The 25,206-nt window shown below is 61.9% G+C and carries 22 protein-coding genes and 1 other RNA gene; 16 read left to right on the forward strand and 7 right to left on the reverse strand.

The window, feature by feature from the left end:
* Positions 1–20: 20 nt before the first annotated feature.
* From HJB91_RS02760 to HJB91_RS02775, 4 genes are all read right to left on the reverse strand, one after another.
* Positions 21–1,241 carry a lytic murein transglycosylase gene (locus tag HJB91_RS02760; protein ID WP_210630596.1) on the reverse strand — a complete coding sequence of 407 codons (1,221 nt, stop codon included), beginning with the start codon at positions 1,239–1,241 and terminating at the stop codon, positions 21–23.
* A gap of 81 nt (positions 1,242–1,322) precedes the next feature.
* Positions 1,323–2,120, reverse strand: coding sequence for a GH25 family lysozyme (locus HJB91_RS02765; RefSeq protein ID WP_210630597.1), 798 nt, complete (start codon positions 2,118–2,120; stop codon positions 1,323–1,325).
* Between the two features lie 127 nt (positions 2,121–2,247).
* Positions 2,248–2,922, reverse strand: coding sequence for a class I SAM-dependent methyltransferase (locus HJB91_RS02770; RefSeq protein WP_210630598.1), 675 nt, complete (start codon positions 2,920–2,922; stop codon positions 2,248–2,250).
* The gene (locus HJB91_RS02775) at positions 2,919–4,163 is read right to left on the reverse strand and encodes a DUF3419 family protein (protein WP_210630599.1); all 1,245 of its coding nucleotides are present in this window, start codon (positions 4,161–4,163) and stop codon (positions 2,919–2,921) included. The genes HJB91_RS02770 and HJB91_RS02775 overlap by 4 nt, the downstream gene beginning before the upstream one ends.
* A gap of 195 nt (positions 4,164–4,358) precedes the next feature.
* On the opposite strand from HJB91_RS02775, the gene HJB91_RS02780 reads away from it, so the two are divergent.
* On the forward strand, positions 4,359–5,783 hold the full coding sequence (locus HJB91_RS02780; RefSeq protein WP_221145578.1) for a serine hydrolase: 1,425 nt from the start codon (positions 4,359–4,361) through the stop codon (positions 5,781–5,783).
* Between the two features lie 46 nt (positions 5,784–5,829).
* Here the strand turns inward: HJB91_RS02780 and HJB91_RS02785 are convergent, their stop codons facing one another.
* The 3 genes from HJB91_RS02785 to HJB91_RS02795 form a co-directional block, all read right to left on the reverse strand.
* Positions 5,830–6,771 carry a lytic transglycosylase domain-containing protein gene (locus HJB91_RS02785; RefSeq protein WP_221145576.1) on the reverse strand — a complete coding sequence of 314 codons (942 nt, stop codon included), beginning with the start codon at positions 6,769–6,771 and terminating at the stop codon, positions 5,830–5,832.
* A gap of 143 nt (positions 6,772–6,914) precedes the next feature.
* The gene (locus tag HJB91_RS02790; RefSeq protein ID WP_210630602.1) at positions 6,915–7,550 is read right to left on the reverse strand and encodes a LysE family translocator; all 636 of its coding nucleotides are present in this window, start codon (positions 7,548–7,550) and stop codon (positions 6,915–6,917) included.
* 58 nt (positions 7,551–7,608) lie between these two features.
* Complete coding sequence (locus HJB91_RS02795; RefSeq protein ID WP_221153417.1) at positions 7,609–8,820, reverse strand: pyrophosphate--fructose-6-phosphate 1-phosphotransferase; 1,212 nt, start codon at positions 8,818–8,820, stop codon at positions 7,609–7,611.
* A gap of 388 nt (positions 8,821–9,208) precedes the next feature.
* On the opposite strand from HJB91_RS02795, the gene HJB91_RS02800 reads away from it, so the two are divergent.
* The 15 genes from HJB91_RS02800 (at position 9,209) to ftsW (ending at position 25,204) form a co-directional block, all read left to right on the forward strand.
* Positions 9,209–9,916, forward strand: a complete 708-nt coding sequence (locus tag HJB91_RS02800) for a DnaJ family molecular chaperone (protein ID WP_210630604.1) — start codon at positions 9,209–9,211, stop codon at positions 9,914–9,916.
* Complete coding sequence (locus HJB91_RS02805) at positions 9,913–10,674, forward strand: N-acetylmuramoyl-L-alanine amidase (RefSeq protein ID WP_210630605.1); 762 nt, start codon at positions 9,913–9,915, stop codon at positions 10,672–10,674. Before HJB91_RS02800 ends, HJB91_RS02805 begins: the two co-directional genes overlap by 4 nt.
* Before the next feature lie 263 nt (positions 10,675–10,937).
* The gene (locus tag HJB91_RS02810) at positions 10,938–11,465 is read left to right on the forward strand and encodes a lytic transglycosylase domain-containing protein (RefSeq protein WP_210630606.1); all 528 of its coding nucleotides are present in this window, start codon (positions 10,938–10,940) and stop codon (positions 11,463–11,465) included.
* Positions 11,466–11,580: 115 nt separating this feature from the next.
* Positions 11,581–12,768: an FAD-binding oxidoreductase gene (locus HJB91_RS02815; protein ID WP_221153418.1), complete on the forward strand. Its 1,188-nt coding sequence runs from the start codon at positions 11,581–11,583 to the stop codon at positions 12,766–12,768.
* Between the two features lie 10 nt (positions 12,769–12,778).
* On the forward strand, positions 12,779–13,954 hold the full coding sequence (locus HJB91_RS02820) for an FAD-binding oxidoreductase (protein WP_210630608.1): 1,176 nt from the start codon (positions 12,779–12,781) through the stop codon (positions 13,952–13,954).
* A 56-nt stretch (positions 13,955–14,010) separates the two neighbouring features.
* An RNA gene (gene rnpB, locus HJB91_RS02825) (RNase P RNA component class A) lies at positions 14,011–14,408 on the forward strand.
* 412 nt (positions 14,409–14,820) lie between these two features.
* Positions 14,821–15,258, forward strand: a complete 438-nt coding sequence (mraZ, locus tag HJB91_RS02830) for a division/cell wall cluster transcriptional repressor MraZ (RefSeq protein ID WP_221102475.1) — start codon at positions 14,821–14,823, stop codon at positions 15,256–15,258.
* Positions 15,259–15,275: 17 nt separating this feature from the next.
* The gene (gene rsmH, locus HJB91_RS02835) at positions 15,276–16,301 is read left to right on the forward strand and encodes a 16S rRNA (cytosine(1402)-N(4))-methyltransferase RsmH (RefSeq protein ID WP_221122656.1); all 1,026 of its coding nucleotides are present in this window, start codon (positions 15,276–15,278) and stop codon (positions 16,299–16,301) included.
* A 1-nt stretch (position 16,302) separates the two neighbouring features.
* Positions 16,303–16,791, forward strand: a complete 489-nt coding sequence (locus HJB91_RS02840) for a hypothetical protein (RefSeq protein WP_210630611.1) — start codon at positions 16,303–16,305, stop codon at positions 16,789–16,791.
* Positions 16,791–18,548 carry a penicillin-binding protein 2 gene (locus tag HJB91_RS02845; protein WP_221122657.1) on the forward strand — a complete coding sequence of 586 codons (1,758 nt, stop codon included), beginning with the start codon at positions 16,791–16,793 and terminating at the stop codon, positions 18,546–18,548. Before HJB91_RS02840 ends, HJB91_RS02845 begins: the two co-directional genes overlap by 1 nt.
* 6 nt (positions 18,549–18,554) lie before the next feature.
* Positions 18,555–20,075 carry a UDP-N-acetylmuramoyl-L-alanyl-D-glutamate--2,6-diaminopimelate ligase gene (locus tag HJB91_RS02850; RefSeq protein ID WP_210630613.1) on the forward strand — a complete coding sequence of 507 codons (1,521 nt, stop codon included), beginning with the start codon at positions 18,555–18,557 and terminating at the stop codon, positions 20,073–20,075.
* Entirely contained in the window at positions 20,072–21,505 is a 1,434-nt protein-coding gene (locus tag HJB91_RS02855) for a UDP-N-acetylmuramoylalanyl-D-glutamyl-2,6-diaminopimelate--D-alanyl-D-alanine ligase (protein ID WP_210630614.1), read from the forward strand. The genes HJB91_RS02850 and HJB91_RS02855 overlap by 4 nt, the downstream gene beginning before the upstream one ends.
* Positions 21,506–21,527: 22 nt before the next feature.
* Positions 21,528–22,628: a phospho-N-acetylmuramoyl-pentapeptide-transferase gene (gene mraY, locus HJB91_RS02860; protein ID WP_210630615.1), complete on the forward strand. Its 1,101-nt coding sequence runs from the start codon at positions 21,528–21,530 to the stop codon at positions 22,626–22,628.
* 7 nt (positions 22,629–22,635) lie between these two features.
* The gene (gene murD / locus HJB91_RS02865) at positions 22,636–24,048 is read left to right on the forward strand and encodes a UDP-N-acetylmuramoyl-L-alanine--D-glutamate ligase (RefSeq protein WP_210630616.1); all 1,413 of its coding nucleotides are present in this window, start codon (positions 22,636–22,638) and stop codon (positions 24,046–24,048) included.
* Position 24,049: 1 nt separating this feature from the next.
* On the forward strand, positions 24,050–25,204 hold the full coding sequence (gene ftsW / locus HJB91_RS02870; protein WP_184459238.1) for a putative lipid II flippase FtsW: 1,155 nt from the start codon (positions 24,050–24,052) through the stop codon (positions 25,202–25,204).
* Positions 25,205–25,206 lie beyond the last annotated feature (2 nt).

Consider the following 25,206-nt stretch of genomic DNA (forward strand, 5'->3'; position numbering starts at 1 on the left):
GCGGTAAACGTCAGCGGCGATCAGAGAGCGTTGAGAAGGGCAGGCGTCGCCCAGCCGTCGGCCGGTATCCCCAAGCGCTGCTGTTCCTTCTGGATCGCGATACGCGTGCCGGAACCGAGAATGCCGTCGATCTCTCCGACATCGTGGCCGAGCGACTGCAGCTTGGTCTGCAGCGTCTTCATCTGGTCGTTGGCAAGCCCTTGTTCCGGCGCGCCCTTGAGATAGGTCGGGGCGCCGGAAAGGCGGGTCGCGAAATAGGCGGCCGAGGTCGTGTAGATGAAAGACTTGTTCCATTCGAGATATATCTTGAAATTCGGGTAGGCGATGAAGGCCGGTCCCATGCGGCCCTGCGGCAGGACCAGATCGCCCTCGAGCTCACCGAAGGCCGTATTGCCGTCGCGCGGCTTGACGCCGAGCGCGAACCACTCGCTGGCCTTCATTGCGCCGCCAAGGCCGGATTTCTCCCAAGGCAGGTTGTCGGGCAGGGTGACTTCCTGCAGCCAGGGCTGACCGCGCTCGAAGCCGAGATGCTGGATGAATTTCGCTGCCGTCAGGATGGCGTCCGGGCCGCTCTGCTTCAGGCGGACATGGCCGTCGCCGTCGCCGTCCATGCCATAGGCGATGATGTCGCGCGGCAACATCTGGACCTGGCCGATCTCCCCGGCCCAGGCGCCGGTGTTGGTGGCGGGGTCAAGGTCGCCGTGCTCGACCATCTCGATCAAGGCGATCAGCTGCGGGCGGAAGAGTTCTGGGCGGCGGCAGTCGTGCGACAGCGTCACCAGAGCATTGCGGGTGTTGAAATCGCCCTGGACGGCGCCGAAATCGGTTTCCATCGCCCAGAATGCGGTGATGACGCCTTGGGGAATGCCGAATTCCTGCTCGGCCCGGGCAAAGACGTCGGCATATTGCTTCATCTTCTGGCGGCCGATGTCGAGACGGGCTTGGCTGACGGTGCGCTGCGAGAATTCTAGGAAGGTCTGCTTGAAGACGCCCTGGGCGCGATCCCGGCTCAGGACCTTGGGATCGATTTCGGCGCCGGCCAGCGCCTCGTCGGCGGCTGCGGCGCTGGCGCCTGCGGCGACCGCATCAGCCTTGACGCCCTGGAGAAAGGCAGACAGATCGCCGCCGCAGGGGGCTGCCGGAGCCGAGGCCGCGGGCGCCTGCTGGGCGGCCGCGCCGCCTGCAAAAGCGAGGGCAAACAGGAGGGCGAGTGCAGAGCGGCTTGTGAGCGAGCGGTGCATGAATGCGGTCCTTATAGCAAATGGATGCCCGTCGCTTTCACAGAGGAATGTGACGGAAGCAAGAAAGATTGAAAGACGTTACTAAGAATTTCTATCCTTGGAAACGGCCGCGACCCAATTGTTCCAGTTCTTTGCGCTGCCGGCAAAGACGTTGATGTCGGTCGGCCCCTTGATGCCGGGAATCACGCCGGTCGAGGTATATTGCCAGAAGGCCCAGCGGCGGTCGGAATAGGTCACCTCGGGATGTTTTGCCACCGAGCGGACCCAGAAATGATAATCCTGGAAGTAGCCGGCGAGATTATCGCGGTGGAAATCGACCGAGGTGTAGATAATCGGGCGCTTGCCATAATAGGCCTCCAGCCGGTCCATGAAACGCTGCATTTCGGAGCGCACGGTTTCCGCGTCGGGGCGGTAACGACAGGTCTTCGATTCGGCGTTCCATTCGACGTCGAGCACCGGCGGCAGGCGCATGGCCTCCTTCGGCACGTTGCGGATGAACCAGTCGGCCTGCTCATCGGCCGAGGAGCAGAAATAATAGAAATGGTAGGGGGCGTGCGGGATGCCGGCGGCCCGCGCCTCGCGCCAATATTCATCGAAGCGGGGGTCGACCCTGTCCTTGCCTTCCGTCGCCTTGATGAAGGCAAAGGCGACGCCGGAATTCCTCACCGTGCTCCAGTCGATATCGCCCTGCCATTTGGAGATGTCGATGCCGTGGATCGCATTCTGCTGCGGATGCTTGGGGCCGAAATCCTGCGGATCGGTATCCCGGAAGCGCGTCTTCGGCTTGATCGATGCGGTTTCGAGATAGTCGTGACCGGAGGAGGAACACCCCGCCAGCAGGATGGCCAGGGGCAGAACGCAAAACAAAAGCCGGCGCATGGGTATCCCGTCGTGAACCGAATGATCTCTTTGCTCCACAGCCTGACCTTCGAAAATGACGAGCCCAGCAGAGGAATAACCCTCTTTTCATCATATCAACGTAAAAAATCGGTTAGTTTCAAGCGAATTATGAGCGCCTGCTGATGATGGCCGCCCGCCAGGCGTAACCGCCGCCGACTGTTTCGAAGGATAAACGCGCATTGTGTTCCTGGGCCTGCGCTTCCAGGACCTCCCGCAGATCGGCGCGCGGAGTGACATGGAATCTCGCAAGCCAAGCCTGCAGCATGCGGCGGAACCAACGCGGCAGGCCTTCCTGCTGGCCGAAATCGACGATATGCAACTGGCCGCCGGGATTAAGTGCGGCGATCGACGCGTCGACGGCGCGTTCCCAGTCCGGGATCATCGACAGGGCATAGGAAATGAGGATGCGGTCGAAGCCGCTGACGCCGAATTCGCGCGGTGTAAACGCCGTCGCGTCGGCGACGCGGAATTCCGGGATGGTCGCCTTGGTGGCGAAGGTCTTGCGGGCCGAAATCAGCATTTCCTGGGAAATGTCGAGGCCGAACAGCTTTGCGCCTGGAAAATGCTTGTGCGCCAAGGCCATGTTGCGGCCGGTGCCGCAGCCGACTTCGAGCAGGGTGCCGCCGTCTGGCACGTCGAGATGGCGGATCGTGCTGTCGCGGCCGAGGAGGTAATATTTGCGGGTCAGGTCGTAGATATGGCGCTGGTAGCGGTACATGCCATCCATCAGGCTGGCATGTTGATCGCTCTTTCCTGCCGTCTCGGCGCCGATCTTACTCACGCCTTCTTCCCGTAAATGTGGAAACCGCCGTAGATCGCGGAGCGATCGAGCGCGGTCAGTTCTCGCGATTTCTCCTCGAAATAATCCCATTGGTCGCGGATCGAAGGAGACAGACGGCCTTCGATGATGCTCTTTTCGGCGGCGGTGCGGAAGATCACGCGCGCGCCTTCGCGCGCCGTGCGGGTGATTTCCCGCCAGACGTCGTTCAGTTGGTCGTCAGTCATCCAGTCCTGCGCGTCGAGCAGGATATAACGGTCGCGAGAGGCTGCCGGCTCGCAGGCCAGAAGTTCGGTGAAGCTTGCGTGGTGGACGTTGACGCGGTCGACATTGGCGCGGATCACCTCGTAGTGCTCCGCCTTTAGATAGGTCGGCAGCGGGCCCTCTTCTTCGGTGCCGTAGCGGCGGCCGAAGGCCTGCCAGGCGAAATAGTTGTCGCGCATCGGGAAATGACAGGCGAGCTTTTCCAGGCGATGCTTCAGCACCGGTGCGATCGAATGATCGGCGGCAAGGCTTGCGAGCTCGTCATATTGCTGCGGCGGAATGCCGAGGCCGAAGAGTGAGCTCTTGCGGCCGGTGATCCAGCGCACGACCGGCTTTTCGAACAGGGGGGCGATCTGTTCTTCGAAGAATTGGCGCTGTTCGCGGATCGAGCGGGTCTTGGTCATTTCGCGCAGCTTGACGCCATGCAGGCGGGCCAGAAGATGGGCTGCGCCGATGAAGCGGCCGAGCAGGCCTGTTTCGTAGATGTTGCGGTCGAAGACGGTGACGCGGCGGCGGCCGAACTTGCGGCCGTTCCAATAGCTGCGGGTCGCTTCATCGAGTTTGGCAGCGAGATGCTGGTCATAAGCGCGGCTGTTCGACTTCTCGTTCGGCATCGCCAGGAATCGGACGAGATCGGCGTGACCGGGAAGGTGCTTGAACGCAGCAAGCTTCAGGCGGTTCAGCGCGATGTGGTGCGGGTTGAGGTCGACGACGTCGATCGAGGCCGGCGCCTTGGAGAGATAGGCGAGCATGTTGCAGCCGCCGGAGCCGATGGTGACGATGCGATGATCGGGCTTCAGCTCCATCGCCTGCATGTCGAGATCCGGATCCTCCCAGATCTGCGGATAGACGAGACCGGAGAAGAGAAGACTGAAGAGACGCTCGGAGAAGCCCTCCTTTGAAAAAGCCTTGTGGCGGAGAAGGGCGTCCTTGAGTTTCCGGTTCTTGCGGAAGCCGGCATCCGGTGCAAATTCTGACATGAGTCTGTCACCTTTTTAGCGTTCAGGGCGTGTAGCGCGCCACTGCTACAGTTTGATGACGCGGGCTGTGGGCCTGTGCCGTTCGAAAACATCGCCCCTCCTCGGAAAGTGATCGGGGTGACGGAATATTCTTCGCGCCGCGCCCTTCCAGGCAGGCGGAATTCCTGCTTCTCTCCGGGCATTCGGAGGAATGCCATGCGATTTGTCCTGCGTGTCCTGAAGGCGCTTGCGCTCCTTGTCGTTCTCATCGTCGTTGCCGGCGCCGTCTGGCTGCTCGTCCGGCCGCCGGAGCTTCTGCGCGTCGGCGACGGCTATGCCGCCAAGATCGTCTGCTCCAATGTCTTCGTTGCCGGCCGGAACGCCGAAGACGTGCTGGCGGATGACGTGCAGGCGCCGGGAAATCCGTTGCTGCGGCTCGTGCGCGTCAGCGTCGACCGCGACAACAACCGTGTGACCGCGCGCTTCCTGGGGCTGTTTGCTTCGAGCTACGCGCTTTACCGCGGCGCTTTCGGCTGCACGAGCGTGCCCGACGGCGATTTCGAGGCGGCGGCGAATGCCGTAGCTTTCGACGCGCCGGCAAGAATGGAGGCGAACGCGGCGCTGTGGCCGGAAGGCGAGGGTGTCGGCGGTCGGGACGAAAAGATCGCTGCGGTGCTTAACGACACAGGGATTGCCGGCCCGGCCATGCGAGGGATTGTGGTCGTGCGCGATGGCCGAATCGTCGCCGAAGCCTATGGTCCCGGATTCTCAGCGAAGACGCCGCTGATCGGCTGGTCGATGACGAAGACGGTGAATGCGGCCATCCTCGGCCGGCTGATGCTCGATGGTAAGATTTCCTTCGACGACAATCATCTGCTGGCGCAGTGGAAGGATGATGCGCGCGCCAAAATCAAAGTTTCCGACCTGCTCGGCATGGAGAGCGGTCTTGCCTTCAACGAGAATTATGGCGATGTCGCGGATGTGACGCGCATGCTCTATCTCGACCCCGACATGGTGTCGTTGCCGGCCAATGCGCCGATGGAGGCGGCGCCGGGTCAGCGCTTCCTCTATTCGAGCGGCACGGCGGTGCTCTTGTCGCGCATCTGGATGGACAGAGTCGGCAGGGCGCCGGCAGCCTTCTCCTACCCGCACGACGCGCTCTTCTCCCCACTCGGCATGACGAGTGCCGTCTTCGAACTCGACGCGCGTGGCACCTTTGTCGGAAGCTCCTATCTCTACGCGACGGCGCATGATTGGGCCCGCTTTGGGCAGTTCCTGCTGCAGGATGGCGTGTGGAACGGCCAGCGGCTGTTGCCGGAGGGTTTCGTCGGCGCCATGCGCACGCCGACGGCGGCGTCGAACGGCCGGTATACTCAAGGTCAGGCCTGGCTCGCGCCCGGTGGCTCAAGCGCCGCGTTCGGGCTGCCCGAGGATACGTTCTGGCTCACGGGGCATGACGGGCAGAGCATGGCGATCGTGCCTTCCGCCAATCTGATCGTCGTTCGGCTCGGCCTGACACCGGGCTGGCTCGGCTATCAACCGCAGACGCTTCTGAAGGCAGTCCTGGCGGCGTTGCCGCAAGCGCGAGCGCCGCAACAGCAGGCCGAATCACAGGGGCATCAGCCGCAACCGCAGCCGTAGGCTACGACCGCTGTTTCGATTGGTTTGTCTCGATAGCTGCCCGGTTTCAGTAATTACCCTGGGCGACATCATTCATGCCCTTGCGCTTGGCATCGTAGTAATAGCCGCGCGCATAGAGGCGGACGGCGTCGTCTTCCTTGTTGTCAGAGACGAGCCAGGCGCCACGCAGATATTTCGCGGCATATTTGATGTTGGTCTCGGCGTCGAAGAGGCCGCCCGGCGCACCGTCATAGCCCATGGATTTGGCGGTGTTGTATTTAATCTGCATGAGGCCGAAATAGCCGCGCTTGTTATAAGCCTTCGGATTGTAACGGCTCTCGCGATGGACGATGCGGTGGAGCAGCGTCTCGGGAATCTCGTAGATCTTCGAATATTTCTGGATGAGCTTGGTGACGAAGCTCTTCTCGACGGTCGGCGCATCGTCCCTGTCGTCGTCGCTGAACATCGGGGGAGCTGTCGGCGGATCGATCGGTCCGGATTCGTCGAAGCCGTAATCCATGGAGCGCGGCGTCGTGTCGACGGCGGCCAGTGCTGCAAGCGCGCTGTTCTGGGGGGTGGCGGCAAAGGCAAGCTGCGTCGCCGGCTGTGACGGCGTTCCCGGGCGCGGGGTCGGCACGACGGATTGGATCGCCGTCATCTCAGGCGTCAACGGGATCTGCGCATAGGCTGCCGGCTGTATGCCTGCCTGCATGGTAAGATCGACCGGCTGGGATGCGGCCACCGCCGGCATTGCCGTTGCGGTGAGCGACGGGCGTGGCTGGGGAAGCATGGCGCCTGCAATTGCCTGGCCGGTCGCGCCTTCTGCCGTCGGGATCGCGGCGAGTGTCGCGTCTTCGCCAGGCTTCGGCGTCGGCACCACTGTCTGAGCGGCTGTCAGTTCGGCCTGAGAGGTATATTCAACGCTCGTGCAGCCGGTGATCACGCCGCAGCAGAGCACCGTGGAAACGACAAGACTGCGTTTCAGGCCGGACAATCCGATCGCTACCATTCCGTCACTTTCGTGAAATCGCGCCGCCCCGGCAGCGTATAAAAGTTACTAAAAAATTTAAACCCGATGACCCCATTAACCTATTCGTTGCATTCCGGCAACCACGGAATATTTCTCAGCTGCAATAGCGCGATACCCGGATTTCAAGCCGCAATACGGCGATACCCAGCCGTTACGGCGCCTGCAGCGATCAGCAGGGTGCCGCCGGTCCGGTTCACGGCGCGCTGGACACTCGCCTTGCGAATCAGTCCGCGAGCGGAATGGGCGAGAAAAGCGTAGGCAGCGGCGTTGAGGATCGCCAGCACCAGGAAGGTCGCTTCCATGATCGCCATCTGCCCGAAGAAGGGCAGGGTCGGGTTGAGGAACTGCGGCACGAAGGCGACGAAGAAGACGATACTCTTCGGATTGAGGGCGGTGACGACATAGGCGTGGAGGAAGATCTTAAGCGACTTTTCCTCCGGCAGATTGTCGTTGTCGGCGACCGGCTCGCCAATCACGGGAGCCCGCCAGAGCTTGATTCCCAGCCAGATCAGGTAGGCGCCGCCGATCCACTTCAAAAGGGTGAAGAGGGCGGCGGAGGTGGCGAGCACTGCGCCGAGACCGAAGAGGGATGCGGTCATTGCGGTGAAGTCGCCAAGCGCCACGCCGCTCACCGTCGCAAAGGCCGTCCGGCGGCCATGGCCAAGCGCATAGGAAACGACGAGCAGTATCGTTGGTCCCGGTATGGCCAGCATGATGGCGGATGCGGCAGCAAAAGCGAGCCAGGCTTCAAGCGACATGGAATCTCCTCCTATTCCGTCGGGAATAAGCAAAGACACCATATTAACCGTCCGTCAATCATGCTTCTTTGTATTTCTGCCCTATATTGTCCATGACTTCTGCAAACCACGCCGTCGACAGGTCGAAAGCTTTGCCACCTTTGATGCGGGGAAATTCTATAGTGCGCAACTTACCGTTCTGCGCTTCGTCATGGCCGGTGACGCCGGACACCTTATTGAGCGCGCTTTCGACGGCGAGATCGACCATGCTCTGGATCAGCCTGAGGTCGTCGCCATTGGCCGGGGCCGAGCGAGCGAAATAGCCCGATTTCTGCACCAGCGAACGCTCGGCGTCCAGGAGGTTGGCGAACTGCTTCTGGAACCAGGCGCCGACATTGATCGTGTCGATCTTCACGTGGCCGAAAGCGTCACGCTTTACGGTCTCACCCGCAGCTTCACGCTCGGCGACGATAGCGTCGAGGCAGGCGCCTTCCGAGACGAAGACGGTGGCATGGCCGGTGCGGTCCATGATTTCCTTCAGGCGGGCGGCCTCGGCGTCGAGGTCGAAGGACATTTCGGGCAGATAGACGGCGTCGATGCTCTTCAGATGCGCGTCCATCAGCAGGCCGTCGACATACTGGTTGCGGCTGGTGCGCTGAAGATAGGAACGGGCGGTGGCTGCCGTCAGCCAGCCGCAATGGCGGCCCATCACTTCGTGGATGACGAGCGTGCGCGGCGCAGCCGTCTGCTCGTTGCTGACATTGTCGAAGAAATGCGCACCGACTTCGGCGGCCGTCCAGGCGCCGAGCGATTGGCGGATGGGCACGACATCGTTGTCGACCGTCTTCGGCAAGCCGACGACGGTCAGGTCATAGCTGTTGGCGGCGAGGTAGGCAGCAAGGTCGGCGGCCGTCGTATTGGTGTCGTCGCCCCCGATCGTGTGGAGAATGGTGATGCCGTCATCGGCAAGACGCTCGGCGGCGACCCTCAGCGGATTCTCGCCTTCCTTGACAAGGCCGCGCTTGACGCAGTCGGCGGCATTGGTGAGCTTGACGCGGCTATTGCCGATCGGTGAGCCGCCATAGCGGTGCAGCAGCGGCGCCTTTGCACGCATTTGACCGGTGATCTCGATGCGGTCACCGAGCAGCACGCCCTGATAGCCGGACTTATAAGCGACGATGTCGATTTCGGGGGCGATGTCGCTGTAGCGTTCAATGAGGCCGCCGACGGCAGAGGAAAGACAGGGCGCCAGGCCTCCAGCGGTCAGCATTGCGACTTTCTGTTTGGCCATGGATCCCTCCTGCGATGTTTCTGTGGGCAGCGTTAGCTAGCGCATGGATGCGGCAGGGAAAGGGCCCTGTAAAGTAAAGAATTTACGAAAAACGCGGCTTTCTGCCGAGTTGAACGGCAAAGGCGGCGGGAAGCGCGATATAATCGTTTCAAGCCCGAGCTGCCGCCGGGAACTGTTTGTGGAAATCGGCGGTCAAGCATTGAGCGAGCGTGGTGCGGCAACCCCTCTCACGGCGGATCCGGCGAACCGGTCGATCGCTTGCTGCAGTGCAATAATTACTGAATCGTGAAAACTGTTTTCGATGCTACGACCAATAGTCGCCTTGCAAAGGCTACGATTCTTTGGTCAAGCTGATTGCTCATACTTGGCACGCTTACGAGAGATTTCGATGTCCTTCTGGGAAAAATTGTTGAATGCCATTGGCAATACCGCGGGCAATGCGCTCTCCGCGGTGGTCGAGGCTATTCGAACGGTTTTCGAAGGCGATCCCGAGACCCGGCGTAAAGTGGCTTTCTCCGTGGCGATCATTGCGCTTTCGGCCAAGATGGCCAAGGCCGACGGCATCGTCAGCGAGAAAGAGGTCGAGGCTTTCCGCGAGATCTTCGAATTTCCCGAGGATCAGGCCAAGAATGTTGCCAGGCTCTATAATCTCGCACGCCAGGACGTCGCCGGCTACGAAGCCTATGCCGAGCGGCTTTCGACGCTCTGCGTCACCTGCGCGGCCAATTGCCCGGTCTTGGAAGACGTGCTTGACGGCCTGTTCCACATTGCCAAGGCCGATGGGCTGATTCACGAGAAGGAGCTGAATTTCCTCGGCCATATCGCCGAGATCTTCCAGATGAGCGAGACTCGTTTCGAGCAGATCGCAGCTCGCCATGTCTCGTCCGGCGGCGATCCCTACAAGGTGCTCGGCGTGTCGCCTTCCGACGATTTTCCGACGATCCGCCGCCGTTACCGTGGCCTGGTCAGCGAACATCATCCCGATCGACTGATCTCGCGCGGGGTGCCGAAGGAGTTTCATTTGATCGCCAATGAGCGCATGGCGGCGCTGAACGCAGCATATGCGGCGATCGAGAAGGAACGCCGCGCCGCATGACCTCTTTCGAGGCCGATTATCGAGGCGCTTGCGTGCGGCCATCGCCCAACCGAGGCGAGCGGGCGGGCGGGCGTCGTCCCGATATGATCCTCCTGCATTATACCGGGATGCCGACGGCCGATGGCGCGCTCGACTGGCTGTGTCGGGAAGAGAGTCAGGTTTCCAGCCATTATTTCGTGCATGAGAATGGCGAGGTGATCCAGCTTGTGCCGGAGGCGCGGCGCGCCTGGCATGCCGGCAAGAGCAGCTGGCACGGCGAGAGCGATATCAATTCGCTGTCGATCGGCATTGAAATCGCCAATGCCGGCCATCCCGGCGGTCTTCCCGATTATCCGAAAGAGCAGATCGCAGCAGTCATCGAATTGTGTCGTGACTGTGTCAAACGTTGGTCGATTGTGCCGGAAAGAGTGCTCGGGCATTCCGATGTCGCACCGATTCGCAAGGTTGATCCTGGCGAGAAATTCCCTTGGGCCGAGCTTCATCGGGCGGGTGTGGGCCATTGGGTCGAGCCGGCGACGATCACCGGCGGGCGTTTCTTCCAGCGCGGGGACGCCGGCCAGCCGGTGGAAGCGCTGCAGTCAATGCTGTCGCTTTACGGTTACAGCACTGAAATTACGGGCAAATTCTCCGAAAAGACGGCCGGCGACGTGGAAGCCTTCCAGCGCCATTTCCGGCCCGAACGGGTGGACGGGATCGCCGATTTCTCGACGATCGACACGCTGCACCGGCTGCTGTCGGCGCTACCGCGATTTTCCTGACGGCGGCAGCCGGAATTCCGGGCAGTTTTGCCGTCACAAGCGAGAAATCCGCCCCGCCACATCATTTCCCTATTATCTCCTCATTGCGATGGTCTAAGGACGCCCGCTGAACGGCGCTCGCGGCTGATTTCAAGTGTAACCGTGGCCGCCAAATGAAACGATAAGAATTGCCATGGAGCGCGATCAGTCCTTGATCGCGTGTATCCGGATGACAGCGAGGCGCGCAGTCCCTGCAGTTCTTTGGGTCGGAGTGAAGAAACTATATGAAAGAGTTTATTATTGGTGCTGCGGCATGCCTTGGCATGCTGCTGGCGGGGTATAACTTTGCCTCGGCTAATGATGACTGGGGCGTCAGGGCCGAAACCATCCCGCTGAAAACCGTCGATCGACAGAGCGGCTATGCCATGCCCGATTTCTCCAACAGCATTCCCTATGCTGCGCTGATCAACAAATATGCGGCTGAATACAACGTTCCGGTGGCGCTCGCCCAGGCGGTCGTTCGCGTCGAGAGCAATTTCAATCCGAAGGCACGCGGCAGCGCCGGCGAAATCGGCCTGATGCAGATCAAGCCGGCAACGGCCAGGATGATGGGATATTCCGGCACGCGCAAAGGCCTGTTCGATCCCGAGACCAACATCAAATACGGCATGAAGTATCTGGCGGCCGCCCACCAGCTCGGCGGCGGGCAGACCTGCAACACCATCCTCAAATATAATGCCGGCCATGGCGCAACGCGCATGAATCCGGTGTCGAAGACTTATTGCGGCAAGGTCCTGGCGATGCTCGACTGAGCCGCCGCGCGGCTCGGAGGGAAATCTTCCGCTGCTGTTTTTGTAATATGAATCGGGACGCTCGCCGTGATATCCCACCTCGAAACGAGGTGGTCACCTCGATATGAGGTGAGATATGGCAGTCGATTTCAGGTTCATCGTCATCGGGCGCGGCATGATGGGAGCGGCGGCCGCACGGCATCTCTCTTCCATGGCCGACGGCGTCGCGCTGATCGGCCCTTCGGAGCCGGAGGATCGCAAGGTCCATCACGGCGTTTTTGCCAGCCATTATGACGAAGCGCGCATTACCCGCACCTTCGACGGCAATCTCGCCTGGGGAACTTTCGCCGCGCGGGCGCTCCGGCGCTACCGCGACATCGAGGCGAAGAGCGGCATTTCCTTCTTTTCGGAAGTCGGATGTCTTTTTGCCGGTCCCCCACCGAAGGACGAGCAGGACTTTCTTCTGAGGGCGCTGACCGTCAGCGAGACGCTCGGCAGCGATATCGAGATCGTCGCCCCGGCGGAACTCGACCGGCGTTTTCCCTATCTTGCCGTCGGCCCTGATTTCAGCGGATATTTCGAGCGCAAGCGCGCCGGGCACATCAATCCGCGGGCGCTGGTGCGCGCGCAAGCCAGGCTTGCCGAACAGGGCGGCGTCTCGCTGATCAAGGCGACCGCGACGTCGGTGCGCGACACAGGTTCCCATGTCGAGGTGACGGCCGGTGACAGAAGCTATAGCGCCGAGCGCGTATTGGTCGCGGCCGGCGCTTTCAGCAATTTCCATGCCCTGCTGCCGCGTCCCGTCGATTTGAGAGTGATGGCGCGTACCGTTGTCTTCTACGAAATCGGCGACCGCGAAATGGCGATTTTCGGCGACATGCCATCGACCATCGTGCTCGGCGACCGGGAGGAGGACCACATCTATATTCTGCCGCCGGTGCGTTATCTGGACGGCAAGATCTATCTGAAGCTTGGCGGCGATACCGAGGCGCTTTCCTTCAGCCGGCTGGAAGAGGCCGGCACGTGGTTCCGTTCCGACGGCAGCATGGCCGAGCGCGATCATCTCTCGCGCATCGCCCTGCGACTGATGCCGGAGCTTGCCGGATGCCCGGTCACGTCGGCTCCGTGCGTGGCGAATTTCACCCCGACCGGTTATCCTTACGTCGGCTTCACGCCGTCGCCGCGGATCGCGGTGCTGACTGGCGGCAATTTCGTCGCGGCCAAATCTTCCGACGAACTCGGGCGTCTCGGCGCCGTGCTTCTCAGGGAAGGGCGGCTCGGGGATGAGGATTTCGGCCGCGAGCTGACGCCGGTCTTCGCTTGAGAGGGATATCATGGCAGTCGATTTCAAATATATCGTCGTCGGCCGCGGGCTGATGGGAGCCGCCGCCGCGCGGCATCTGGCGCGGCAGACGGATGGTGTCGCGGTAATCGGCCCGGACGAGCCTGACGATCGCAAGGCGCATGAAGGCGTTTTCGCCAGCCATTACGACGAGGGGCGCATTACCCGCACCATCGATCCCGACCGCAACTGGGCGCTGCTCGCCAATCGCTCGATCGGTCGCTACGGCGAGATCGCGAACGAGAGCGGCATCGACTTCTATCGGGAGGCCGGCTGCGTCGTCGTCGCGCCTGATAGAGGCGATTATCTCGAAAGGACTCGGCAGGCCGCCGTTTCGCTCGGCATCGAGACCAGGCTTCTGGACGCGGGCGGATTGAAGACCGCATTTCCCTTCTTTGCCTTTCCCGCCGGCAGTGCAGGTGTGTTCGAGGCGAGGGGCGCCGGACATATCAGCCCGCGCAAACTGGTCAAGGCACAATCTCTGCTGGCAGAAAGGGCAGGCGCGACTGTCATCCGAGATCATGTGGTCTGGATCCGCGAGGAGGACGGGCTAGCGAGCGTCAAGACTGCCGGGGGCCTCAGCTATCGCGGTGAAAAGGTGCTGCTGGCAGCGGGCGGATTTTCCATTGCCGAAAATCTCTTGCCACGGCCTGTTGCCATGACGGTTTATGGCCGGACCGTAACGCTGTTCGAGATCGGCGAGGCTGATGCGCTCCGCCTTGCGGCGATGCCGTCGCTCATTCTCGACGTGCCCGGCACCCATATCTATCTGCTGCCGCCGATCCGTTATCCCGATCGCAAATTCTACCTGAAGATTGGCGGCGATCCCGACGATCTGATCTTACACAACGACATCGAGATGCGGGCCTGGTTCAAGACCGAAGGGCGAGAGAGCGTGCGCTCGCATCTGCAGCGCTTCGTCGCCGACCTTGTGCCCGATATGGCGCCGCTGTCGATTTCGACGGCCGCCTGCGTCGTCTCCTATACGGAAAGCGGCTATCCGATGATCGGCTATACCTCTTCGCCTGCGATCGCGGTGCTGACGGGCTGCGCCGGCACCTCGGCGAAGAGTTCGGACGAAATCGGCAGACTCGGCGCGGAGCTGCTTTTGTCGGGCAGAATCAGCGAACAGGGCTACTCCACGGATTTCACACCTAATTTCCGTTAGGGCTGTCCCCTATATTTCGGTGGCATTTACGGGCTCTCTCGTTTATGGGAGCCCTGCCAGTTGGCCGGGCAGCCGCGCTTTACCAATGCCGAAAGGCGGTAAGGTGAGGAAAGTCCGGGCTCCACGGAAACACGGTGCCGGATAACGTCCGGCGAGGGCGACCTCAGGGAAAGTGCCACAGAAAGCAAACCGCCTGTCAAGACAGGTAAGGGTGAAAGGGTGGGGTAAGAGCCCACCGCATCTCCGGCAACGGATATGGCACGGTAAACCCCACCGGGAGCAAGACCGAATAGGGATGACGTGGAGGGCCGAAAGGCTCTCCGGCCGGTTTCCAGGCCAGTCATCCGGGTGGGTTGCGTGAGGCAGCGTGCGAGCGCTGTCCCAGAGGAATGGCTGCCACGTTCCGGTTCGCGCCGGAGCCATACAGAACCCGGCTTACAGGCCAACTGGCGATTAACATCCGAGCTGCGGCAGGGCCTGGATTTTCAGCCTAAGTCGCTGAAACCGACTGTTTCCAAGCTGATATTCATGCACGTTATGGACGGATTTTAATAAGGCGCAATCAATGCTTGCCATCTGCAAAATGGCTGCGCTAACCCTTTGTTAAACTTAACAGCTTATAAATGTTTGATCATACGTCCGTTGCAAAACGGTCGCATCCCATTGACGCCCATATGGTCCCATGCTATCCCAAATGCGCACTGCGCCAGGGCAATCATTTGCCCATTCATCGCAAAGCAAAGGCGCCTTCCTCTCTGGAAGCGTCGGGTGGGATTTGGCTCATCCGGCTTGCGAGGCTGTGCCTGATATTGGGACTTTCGGGCGTCTTTTTGTCCGGCTCCCTGCGGGAACGGATGTTTCGAGTCATGAGCCGCTTCCTTTCGAACGCGACCAACAGGATCGATGCCAAGGGCAGGGTTTCCGTGCCTTCGGCATTCCGTTCCGTGCTGGCGCAGCGCAACGTCCAGGAGCTCTACTGTTTCCAGGACTTTGTGTTTCCGGCGATCAGCGTCGGCGGCTCGGATCTTCTCGAAAGATTCGAGCGGCAGATTGCTGCGGAAGATCCATTTTCGCCGGATGCGAACGCGATGTCGCTTCTGATCCACGGAGGCGGGGTCTTCATGAAGCTCGATGCCGAGGGGCGGCTGATGGTCACGGATTTCATCCGCGACTTCACCGGCATCTCGGACGAAGTGACCTTCGTCGGTCGAGCGGATCATTTTCAGCTCTGGCAGCCGCAGGCATTCTTGGCTGCGCAGGCGCAGGCACGAGGGGAGCGCAAGCTGGCGGGCAAGCGTTCCTAAAGGAACGAGGGAACGGAATGGTGACGAATCCTGGCGGAGGTTCAACTGATGCCGGTGGCGGACCGGTTCGTCACATTCCTGTTCTTCTCAATGAGGTCCTCGCAGCGCTCTCGCCCGCACCCGGCAAGCTCATCCTCGATGGTACATTCGGTGCGGGTGGTTATAGCGCGGCCATCCTCGCGGCCGGCGCCGAGGTGATTGCGCTCGATCGTGATCCCACAGCGATTGCGGCGGGCCAGGCGATGGTTGCCGCTCATGCCGGCCGCCTCCGGCTCATTCACGCGCAGTTCTCGAATCTTGCCGATCATGCGCCGCAGGGCGGGCTTGACGGCGTGGTGCTCGATATTGGCGTCTCTTCCATGCAGATCGATGAGCCCGAGCGCGGCTTCTCCTTCCAGAAGAGCGGGCCGCTCGACATGCGCATGTCGGCAACAGGCGTTTCGGCCGCCGATGTCGTCAATCGCGCCAAGGTCGCGGATCTGATCCGCATCTTCCATTTTCTCGGCGAGGAAAACCAGGCACCGCGAATCGCACATGCGATCGAGAAGCGGCGCGAGGAAAAGCCCTTCGAAACGACGCGCGATCTTGCCGGTCTCATCGAGTTGGTCACTCCGCGCAAGATGAAGGACAAGATCCATCCCGCGACGCGCGTCTTCCAGGCATTGCGCATTTTCGTCAATGACGAGCTCGGGGAGCTGGCGCAGGCATTGTTTGCGGCGGAACGAGCTCTGAAGCCCGGCGGCCGGCTCGTCGTCGTCACCTTTCATTCGCTTGAAGACCGCATCGTCAAGAAATTCTTCTCCGACCGCGCCGGCAAGGCGACCGGCTCGCGGCACCTGCCGGCAGCACATGAGCGGGCGGCGACGTTCACGGCAATCGGCAAGCCGATGGTTTCTGCGAGCGAGGCGGAGGCTGAAGCCAATCCGCGCGCCCGCTCCGCCAAGCTGCGCGCCGGCCTGCGGACAGACGCGGCCGCCGAGGCCGCGGATATGTCGCTCTTCGGGTTTCCCAATCTTGCCTCGCTCGGAAAGCTCGGAGGTTGATATGCTGAAAACATTCGATCTCGTGCTCATCGGCGTCATGACGGCGACTGCCGCCGTCACCTACACGATCAAACATCGCGCCGAATTGAAGCTCGAGGAGGTTCATCGCCTCGAAGCCGAGATCAAGCTCGAGAAGGACACGATCGATCTTCTCAAGGCCGATTGGGCGCTGCAATCGCAGCCGAACCGGCTGGAGCGGCTGGTCAATGCCTACAATGCGGAATTGCAGCTGCAGCCGACGGATTCGACGGCACTCGTGCATGCCAAGGAATTGCCGATGCTGAAATCCGCGGTTCCGGTACCCGACGTAACGGAGGCCAAAGCCGATGCCAAGGGTGCGACGGTCGCCAGCGCCAAAGGCGCGACCGGCAAAGCGCAGCCCGTGCCGATGCCCGCGCCACGCGGCGCAGCACAGCAGCGCGACGCGGCCGAGCAGCGTGGAGTGGTGGCGGATGAAGCAGACGAGATCGAAACGGGGTCGGTGGAATAATGTCGTTTCTTTCCCGCATCATGGTCCTGAAGAGCCAGGCGCATTTCTCCGCCGGCGTCTATAACCGCTTCGGCGGCCCTTCTGCCGGCGTCGCCATCGAGGGGTCGCGCAAGAAGAAGACGGGGCAGGCAAAAAGCCGCGTCGGGCTGCTGATCCTTGGCTTCATGGGTGTCTATGTCGTCATCGGCGGCCGTCTGGTCGAATATGCCATGAAGGATCAGGAGGTCGTCTCCAGCATCCTGCCGCCCGACCGGCTTATGGCCTCGCGGCCCGACATTCTCGATCGCAATGGCGAGGTGCTGGCGACCGACATCCGCACGGTCTCGCTGTTTGCCGAGCCGAACAAGATCGTTGACGTCGATGAGGCGGTCGAGAAGCTTGCAACTGTTCTGCCGGAGCTCGACGTCAGGGACACCTACAAGAAACTTTCGGTCAAGAGCTCGCATTTCGCCTGGCTGCGCCGGCAGCTGACGCCGAAGCAGCAGAGCCAGATCCTGGCGCTCGGCATTCCCGGCATCGGCTTTCGGCCGGAGAAGCGCCGCTTCTATCCCGGCGGCTCGACCGCGGCGCACATCCTCGGCTATGTCAACATCGACAACCGCGGCGTGGCCGGCATGGAGAAATTTATCGACGACCAGGGGCTCGCCGATCTCGCCTCGGTCGGCATGACGAGCGACCAGCCGCTGGAGCCGGTGCGGCTGTCGATCGACCTGCGCGTGCAGAACATCGTTCGCGATGCCGTCGTCAACGCCGTCAACAATTTCCAGTCCAAGGGGGCCGGCGCGGCTGTTATCGACGTGCACACCGGGGAAGTGCTCGGCATGGCATCGGCACCCGACTTCGATCCGAACAATCCGCAGGAGGGCGCCAAGGAAGGCTGGCTCAACCGGATGACGAACGGCACCTTCGAAATGGGGTCGACCTTCAAGACCTTCTCGCTGGCGATGGCGCTCGACAGCGGCAAGGTGAAGATGTCCGACACGTTCGACGCCAGCAAGCCGATCTATATCGGCGGCTTCACCATCCATGACTTTCACGGACAGCGGCGCTGGCTGACCGTTCCCGAAATCTTCCAGTATTCATCGAATATCGGCACGGCGCGCGTCATCGACCTCGTCGGCATCGACGCGCAGAAGGACTATCTGACCAAATTCGGCTTGCTGACGAAGATGCAGACCGAACTGCCGGAAGTGAAGATGCCGAGCCAGCCGCGCGTCTGGAAGAAGATCAATTCGATCACGATTTCCTTCGGCCACGGCGTCTCGACGACCGCGCTGCAGACGGGCGTGGCGGCTGCCGCCCTTGTCAACGGCGGCAAGCTGATCGAGCCGACATTCCTGCCGCGCACCCGCGAACAGGCTGACCAGGTCGCCAAGCAGGTCCTCAAGAAGTCGACCAGCGATGAGATCCGCTATCTTCTCGATTTCAACGGTTACAAAGGGTCGGGACGCGTCGCCCGTGTTCCGGGCTTTGCCGTCGGCAGCAAGACCGGCACGGCGGACAAGGTGGTGAACGGGCGTTATTCCGCGACGCTCAACTTCAACTCATTCATCTCCGCCTTCCCGATCGACAATCCCCAATATGTGGTCATCACCTTCTGCGACGAGCCGAAAACAGGCGAGAAGCAATATGGTGGAACGATCTCCGCCGGTACTGCCGGCCCGATCGCTCGTGAGATCATCCGCCGCGCGGCTCCCATTCTCGGCATCGAGCCGAAATTTGGGGAGGGCGGTTCGGCCTTGCTGGTGTCTTATTGAGTGTGAATGAATACCGACGCCGATTCGCGAGGGGTGAACCGGCTTCAAGAGAGAAAAGTGCGTTCGATGAAATTGCGAGACCTGGCCGGAGATCAGTTTCCGGAACTTGAAGCACAACTGGAAGGCCCGGCAGGCTTGCTTGATATCTCAGGCCTGTCTTCGGACAGCCGCAAGGTGGAACCGGGCAACGCTTTTGTCGCGGTCGCCGGCACCAAGGCGGATGGCGCGGGCTTCATCACGGATGCCGCCGGCCGCGGGGCCGCCGTCGCGATCACCTCCCAGGCTGTCGATGCTCCCATCCCGGTGCTTGCGGTCAAGGAGCCGCGCCGCTTCCTTTCCATTGCCGCCTCCCGCTTTTACGGCAGGCAGCCCGAGACCATGGTCGCCGTCACCGGCACGGCCGGCAAGACTTCCGTCGCCTCTTTCACCCGCCAGATCTGGGCACATGCCGGCCAGGCAGCCGCGATGATCGGCACAACAGGTGTCGTTTCGCCGACGCGCAATGAATATGGCGCACTGACGACGCCGGATCCGGTGTCGCTGCACAAACTGCTGGCGGAGCTCGCCGACGAGGGTGTTACGCATGCCTCGATGGAGGCTTCCAGCCACGGCCTCGACCAATGCCGTCTCGACGGCGTCAGGCTCGCCGCCGCAGCCTTCACCAATCTCGGCCGCGATCACATGGATTATCATCCGACGATCGAGGCCTACATGGCCGCCAAGATGCGGCTTTTCGATACGCTGCTGCCCAAGGGTGCCCCGGCCGTCGTCTTCGCGGACGATCCGTGGTCTGCTCAGGCCATCAAGGCGGCTGCCGATGCGGGTCACGATGTCCGCACCGTCGGGCGCAAGGGGCAATATCTGTCATTGAAACGCGTCGAGCATTTTCGCCACAAGCAGACGGCAGAGATCCATATCGGCGACGAGATCTTCGAGGTGGATATTCCGCTGGCCGGCGATTTCCAGGTCGCCAACGCGCTGGTTGCGGCAGGACTTGCCATGTCCACGGGAGTCGAACCGAAGGTCGCGATGGCGGCGCTCGAGAAACTGGTGGGCGCGTCCGGCCGCCTCGAACTGGTCGGCCATACCAAAGATGGCGCACTCGCTTATGTCGATTATGCCCACAAGCCGGATGCGTTGGAAAATGTGCTGAATTCGGTGAGGCCATTCACCACCGGCCGTGTCGTCGTCGTCTTCGGCTGCGGCGGCGACCGCGACCGCGGCAAGCGGCCGATCATGGGTGAAATCGCCTGCCGCCTTGCCGATGTCGTCATCGTCACCGACGACAATCCGCGTTCGGAGGAGCCGGCTTCGATCCGGGCCGAGATCATGGCGGCAGCAGGTTGCGCCTCCGAGATCGGCGATCGCGCCGCGGCTATCCGCGAGGCGGTCGGCATGCTGAAAACCGGCGATACGCTGATCGTTGCCGGCAAGGGGCACGAGGAGGGGCAGACGATTGGGAGCGTCACACTGCCGTTCTCCGACCACGCGGAGGTGCGCAAGGCCTTGGAGGAACTGCAATCTTGAGCTGGCTCTGGACGACCGAAGACATGATCGCAGCGATGGCGGGGCGCCCCTTCGGCACGCTGCCCGAAGGCATCACCGGCATTTCCATCGACAGCCGCTCGATTAGATCAGGCGAAGCCTTCTTCGCGATCAAGGGCGACCGCGTCGACGGTCACGATTATGCTTCGATGGCAATGGCGAATGGGGCTTCGCTGCTGGTCGTCAGCGAGGCGAGGCTTCCCGCGATGGGTCGCCTGACGGTGCCGATGATTGTCGTCGACGACGTGCTCGCCGCACTCGGCCGCCTGGGACAGGCTTCCCGCGAGCGCTCGCGGGCAAAGATCATCGCCGTCACCGGTTCTGTCGGCAAGACAACCACCAAGGAGATGCTGCGGCACGTGCTGTCGCCGTCGGGCAAGGTGCACGCCTCCGTCGCCTCCTTCAACAATCACTGGGGCGTGCCGCTGACGCTGGCGCGCATGCCTGATGATACGGATTACGGCGTCTTCGAGGTCGGCATGAACCATCCGGGTGAGATCCGGCCGCTGGTGGCGATGATTCGCCCCGATGTCGCGGTCATCACGACGATCGCGCCGGCCCATCTCGGCAATTTCAAGAGCATCAGGGAGATTGCTGCCGCTAAAGCGGAGATCTTCGAGGGGCTCGAGCCCGGCGGCCATGTCGTGCTCAACCGCGACAATGACCAGTTCAATTTCCTTGATCGAACGGCGCAGTCGCTCGGCATCGAGCATATTCATTCCTTCGGCCAGCATGCCAAGGCGGAATTCCGGCTCGCGGAATTCAACGGCTCGGACGAGAATTCGACGTTGTGGCTGACGATCGGCGGCGAGACGCTGGAGGTCGCGATCGGTGCGCCGGGCCGCCATATCGCCGAAAATGCTCTCGCGGCGCTCGGCGTTGTCAGGATCGTCGGCGCCGATATGGAAAAGGCGATCGGGGCGCTTGGGACGCTGCAGCCGGAAAAGGGCAGGGGCAAGCGCCACCGGCTGTCGATCGGCAGCGGCAGCTTCACGCTGATCGACGAGAGCTATAACGCCAATCCCGCTTCGATGCGCGCGGCGATCGCACTGCTGGCGGCCTCCGAGCCGACCGGCCGCGGACGCCGTATCGCCGTGCTCGGCGACATGCTCGAGATGGGCGAGTATGCTCAGAAGGTCCATAGCGATCTCGCCGTGCCGCTACTTGCGGCCGGCATCGAACATGTCTGGCTCGCAGGAGCAGAGATGGTGGCGCTGAAGGAATCGCTGCCGGAAAGCGTCCAGGTCGAATATAGCGAGAGGACGGACGAATTGGCGAAATATGTATTGAACTCGGTCGCACCGGGCGACGTGTTGATGGTGAAATCGTCTCTGGGCATCGGTTTCGGCAAGATCGTCGCCGCGCTCCTTGACAAGTTCCCAGCATTTGCCGACACGCAACGCGAACTTTGATCGGGTAAACAAGGGGCCCTGAATGCTGATCTGGCTTGTCGAACTGTCGGAATATTTCAAATTTCTGAATCTGTTCAGATATATCACTTTCCGCACAGGGGCCGCTCTCTTCACCTCCGCATTGATTGTTTTCCTGTTCGGGCCGACGATCATCAATTCGCTGCGCATCCGGCAGGGCAAGGGGCAACCGATCCGCGCGGACGGGCCGCAGACGCATTTCAAGAAGGCCGGCACGCCGACCATGGGCGGGCTGATGATCCTGGCCGGCATCGTCGGGGCGTCGCTGCTCTGGGCCGATCTTTCCAACGTCTATGTCGTCGCCACCTTGCTGGTGACGCTGGGCTTCGGCGCAATCGGCTTCTATGACGATTATCTCAAGGTGACCAAGCAGAGTCACAAAGGCTTTTCCGGCAAGGCGCGTCTCGGCATCGAATTCGTCATCGCCGGCATCGCGGTCTATTTCATGATGCGCACGGCCCTTGCATCGGGGACCGCCGGTTCGACCTTCGGTTCCTCCATCGCTTTTCCCTTCTTCAAGGACTTCCTGATCAATCTCGGCATCATGTTCGTCGTCTTCGGCGGCTTCGTCATCGTCGGCGCCGGCAATGCCGTCAATCTGACCGATGGCCTCGACGGGCTTGCCATCGTGCCAGTCATGATCGCTGCCGCCTCCTTCGGCGTCATCGCCTATCTCGCCGGCAATGTGGTGTTTGCGAACTACCTGCAGATCAATTTCGTGCCCGGCACCGGTGAGCTCGCCGTCGTGCTCGGCGCCGTCATTGGCGCCGGCCTCGGCTTCCTCTGGTTCAACGCGCCGCCGGCCGCCATCTTCATGGGCGATACCGGCTCGCTTGCGCTCGGCGGCACGATCGGCACCGTTGCCGTCGCCACCAAGCATGAGATCGTCATGGCGATCATCGGCGGCCTCTTCGTCATTGAGACGCTGTCGGTCATCATCCAGGTCGGCTTCTTCAAGATGACCGGCCGGCGCGTCTTCCTGATGGCGCCGATCCATCATCATTTCGAGAAGAAGGGCTGGACCGAGAGCCAGGTGGTGATCCGCTTCTGGATCATCGCCGTCGGCCTGGCCCTGCTCGGCCTTTCGACGCTGAAGCTCCGGTGAGGCGGCGATGATCCCCGCCACGACGCTCAAGGACAAGAAGGTCGCGCTCTTCGGGCTCGGCGGCTCCGGTTTTGCGACTGCTCACGCGCTCGTCGCGGGCGGCGCCGAGGTGACCGCGTGGGACGACAATCCCGACAGCGTCGCCAAGGCTTCGGCGGAAGGCATCCGGACGGAGGATCTGCACGTCATCGACTGGAGCCAGCAGGCGCTGTTCGTGCTGTCCCCCGGCGTGCCGCTCACCCATCCCAAGCCGCACTGGACCGTCGACCTCGCGCGGGCGGCCGGCGTCGACATCGTCGGCGACGTCGAGCTCTTCGTGCGCGAACGCCGCGCCCATGCGCCGGATTGCCCCTTCATCGCCATCACCGGCACCAACGGCAAGTCGACGACGACGGCGCTGATCGCCCACATCCTGAAATCCGCAGGCTACGACACTCAGCTCGGCGGCAATATCGGCACGGCGGTGCTGACGCTCGATCCGCCGAAGGCGGGGCGTTATTTTGTCATCGAATGCTCTTCCTATCAGATCGATCTGGCGCCGACGCTGAACCCCTCCGCGGGCATTCTGCTCAACCTGACGCCCGATCATCTCGACCGCCATGGCACAATGCAGCACTACGCCGACATCAAGGAGCGTCTGGTCGCCGGCAGCGATGTCGCAGTCGTCGGCATCGATGACAGCCATTCGGCGCTGATCGCCGACCGGATCGAGCGGGCAGGTGTCAAGGTGGTCCGGATTTCGCGCCGCAACGTGGTGGCTGAGGGCATCTATGCCGAGGGCACTACGCTCGTTAAGGCCGGCGGCGGCGCCATGCTGCCCTTTGCGGAGATCGACGGCATTCAGACGCTGCGCGGCAGCCACAATGCGCAGAATGCCGCCGCGGCCGTTGCCGCCTGCCTTGCCGTCGGGGTTTCCGCCGACGACATTCGTTCGGGCCTTGCCTCCTTTCCCGGCCTCAAGCACCGTATGCAGCCTGTGGGCAAACGAGGCCGCGTCGTTTTCGTCAACGATTCCAAGGCGACCAATGCCGATGCCGCGGCGCCGGCGCTTTCGAGCTATGATCGCATCTACTGGATCGCCGGCGGCCTGCCGAAGGCTGGCGGCATCACGACGCTCGTGCCCTATTTCCCGCGCATCGCCAAGGCCTATCTGATCGGCGAGGCGGCAGCGGAGTTCGCCGCCACACTCGGCGAGGCCGTGCCCTACGAGATCTCCGGCACGCTGGAGCGCGCAGTCGCACATGCGGCGGCCGATGCGGAGCGCGACGAAGCTGCTGCTTCCGCCGTGATGTTATCCCCGGCTTGCGCAAGCTTCGACCAGTATAAGAACTTCGAAGTCAGGGGCGATGCCTTCGTCAGCCATGTGGCCGCCCTTGACGGAATGACGATGCTGATCGGTCCGGCAACAGGAGAGAGATGACATGGTAAGCCGCGCGGAACGTGGGCCTCTGGCCGATTGGTTCTGGACCATCGACCGCTTCTTCCTGGCGATGTTCATATTCCTGATGGGCATCGGGTTCATGCTGTCGTTTGCGGCATCTCCAGCTGTTGCCGAGCGCATCGGGCTCGAACCCTTCCATTTCGTCAAGCGTCATGCGGCCTTCATGATCCCGTCGATCGCCGTCATGCTCGGGCTGTCGTTCCTGACGCCGCGCCAGGTGCGGCGAACCGCGATCCTGCTCCTGATCATTTCGCTCGCCATGATGGTGCTGGTTCTCTTCGTCGGCCAGGAGGTCAAGGGCGGCAGGCGCTGGATCTGGATCGCCGGCCTTTCAATCCAGCCGTCGGAATTCATGAAGCCCGCTTTCGTCGTCGTCTGCGCCTGGCTGTTTGCCGAGCATGCGCGTCAGCCTGAAATCCCCGGCAATCTCTTTGCCATCATTCTGTTCGGCATCGTTGCGGCGCTGCTGGTCGCGCAGCCCGACCTCGGTCAAACCATCCTGACGACCGCCGTCTGGGGTGGCATGTTCTTCATGGCCGGCATGCCGTGGATCTGGATCATGCTGCTCGGCATCGGCGGCGCCGGCGGTCTGCTCAGCGCCTACTACGTCTTTCCGCACGTTGCGCTGCGCATAGACAAGTTCATGACCGGCGAAGGTGACACGTTCCAGATCGACACGGCGCGTGAGGCGATCATCCGCGGCAGCTGGTTCGGTCAGGGGCCGGGCGAAGGCATCGTCAAGCGTATTATCCCGGATGCGCATACCGACTTCATCTTCTCGGTCGCGGCCGAGGAATTCGGCATCGTCTTCTGCATGGCGCTCGTTGCGCTGTTTTCCGCGCTGGTGCTGCGCGGCCTCTCGCATGCCTATCGCGAGCGCAATGATTTCAACCGCTTTGCCGTCGCTGGCCTCGTGCTGCAGATGGGCATTCAGTCGATTATCAACATCGGCGTCAATCTTGAACTGCTGCCGGCGAAGGGGATGACGCTGCCGCTGATTTCCTACGGCGGCTCGTCCATGGTGGCGATCTGCGTCACCGCCGGCTTCATTCTGGCGCTGACGCGCCACCGCCCGGAAAAACGTGCGCAGGACCGGAGCCTCTTCCGCGTCCCGCACGGCATGCCCGCGGAGTAAGA

Origin of the sequence: Rhizobium sp. NLR10b (genome assembly GCF_019685435.1) — a bacterium.
Lineage (GTDB): Bacteria > Pseudomonadota > Alphaproteobacteria > Rhizobiales > Rhizobiaceae > Rhizobium.

Bases quoted from the DNA above. Each gene is read 5' to 3' on its own strand.
- HJB91_RS02760 (WP_210630596.1), bottom strand. From the start codon at position 1,241: ATGCACCGCTCGCTCACAAGCCGCTCTGCACTCGCCCTCCTGTTTGCC.
- HJB91_RS02765 (WP_210630597.1), bottom strand. From the start codon at position 2,120: ATGCGCCGGCTTTTGTTTTGCGTTCTGCCCCTGGCCATCCTGCTGGCG.
- HJB91_RS02775 (WP_210630599.1), bottom strand. From the start codon at position 4,163: ATGTCAGAATTTGCACCGGATGCCGGCTTCCGCAAGAACCGGAAACTC.
- HJB91_RS02780 (WP_221145578.1), top strand. From the start codon at position 4,359: ATGCGATTTGTCCTGCGTGTCCTGAAGGCGCTTGCGCTCCTTGTCGTT.
- HJB91_RS02785 (WP_221145576.1), bottom strand. From the start codon at position 6,771: ATGGTAGCGATCGGATTGTCCGGCCTGAAACGCAGTCTTGTCGTTTCC.
- HJB91_RS02790 (WP_210630602.1), bottom strand. From the start codon at position 7,550: ATGTCGCTTGAAGCCTGGCTCGCTTTTGCTGCCGCATCCGCCATCATG.
- HJB91_RS02795 (WP_221153417.1), bottom strand. From the start codon at position 8,820: ATGGCCAAACAGAAAGTCGCAATGCTGACCGCTGGAGGCCTGGCGCCC.
- HJB91_RS02800 (WP_210630604.1), top strand. From the start codon at position 9,209: ATGTCCTTCTGGGAAAAATTGTTGAATGCCATTGGCAATACCGCGGGC.
- HJB91_RS02805 (WP_210630605.1), top strand. From the start codon at position 9,913: ATGACCTCTTTCGAGGCCGATTATCGAGGCGCTTGCGTGCGGCCATCG.
- HJB91_RS02810 (WP_210630606.1), top strand. From the start codon at position 10,938: ATGAAAGAGTTTATTATTGGTGCTGCGGCATGCCTTGGCATGCTGCTG.
- HJB91_RS02815 (WP_221153418.1), top strand. From the start codon at position 11,581: ATGGCAGTCGATTTCAGGTTCATCGTCATCGGGCGCGGCATGATGGGA.
- HJB91_RS02820 (WP_210630608.1), top strand. From the start codon at position 12,779: ATGGCAGTCGATTTCAAATATATCGTCGTCGGCCGCGGGCTGATGGGA.
- mraZ (WP_221102475.1), top strand. From the start codon at position 14,821: ATGAGCCGCTTCCTTTCGAACGCGACCAACAGGATCGATGCCAAGGGC.
- rsmH (WP_221122656.1), top strand. From the start codon at position 15,276: ATGGTGACGAATCCTGGCGGAGGTTCAACTGATGCCGGTGGCGGACCG.
- HJB91_RS02840 (WP_210630611.1), top strand. From the start codon at position 16,303: ATGCTGAAAACATTCGATCTCGTGCTCATCGGCGTCATGACGGCGACT.
- HJB91_RS02845 (WP_221122657.1), top strand. From the start codon at position 16,791: ATGTCGTTTCTTTCCCGCATCATGGTCCTGAAGAGCCAGGCGCATTTC.
- HJB91_RS02850 (WP_210630613.1), top strand. From the start codon at position 18,555: ATGAATACCGACGCCGATTCGCGAGGGGTGAACCGGCTTCAAGAGAGA.
- mraY (WP_210630615.1), top strand. From the start codon at position 21,528: ATGCTGATCTGGCTTGTCGAACTGTCGGAATATTTCAAATTTCTGAAT.
- murD (WP_210630616.1), top strand. From the start codon at position 22,636: ATGATCCCCGCCACGACGCTCAAGGACAAGAAGGTCGCGCTCTTCGGG.
- ftsW (WP_184459238.1), top strand. From the start codon at position 24,050: ATGGTAAGCCGCGCGGAACGTGGGCCTCTGGCCGATTGGTTCTGGACC.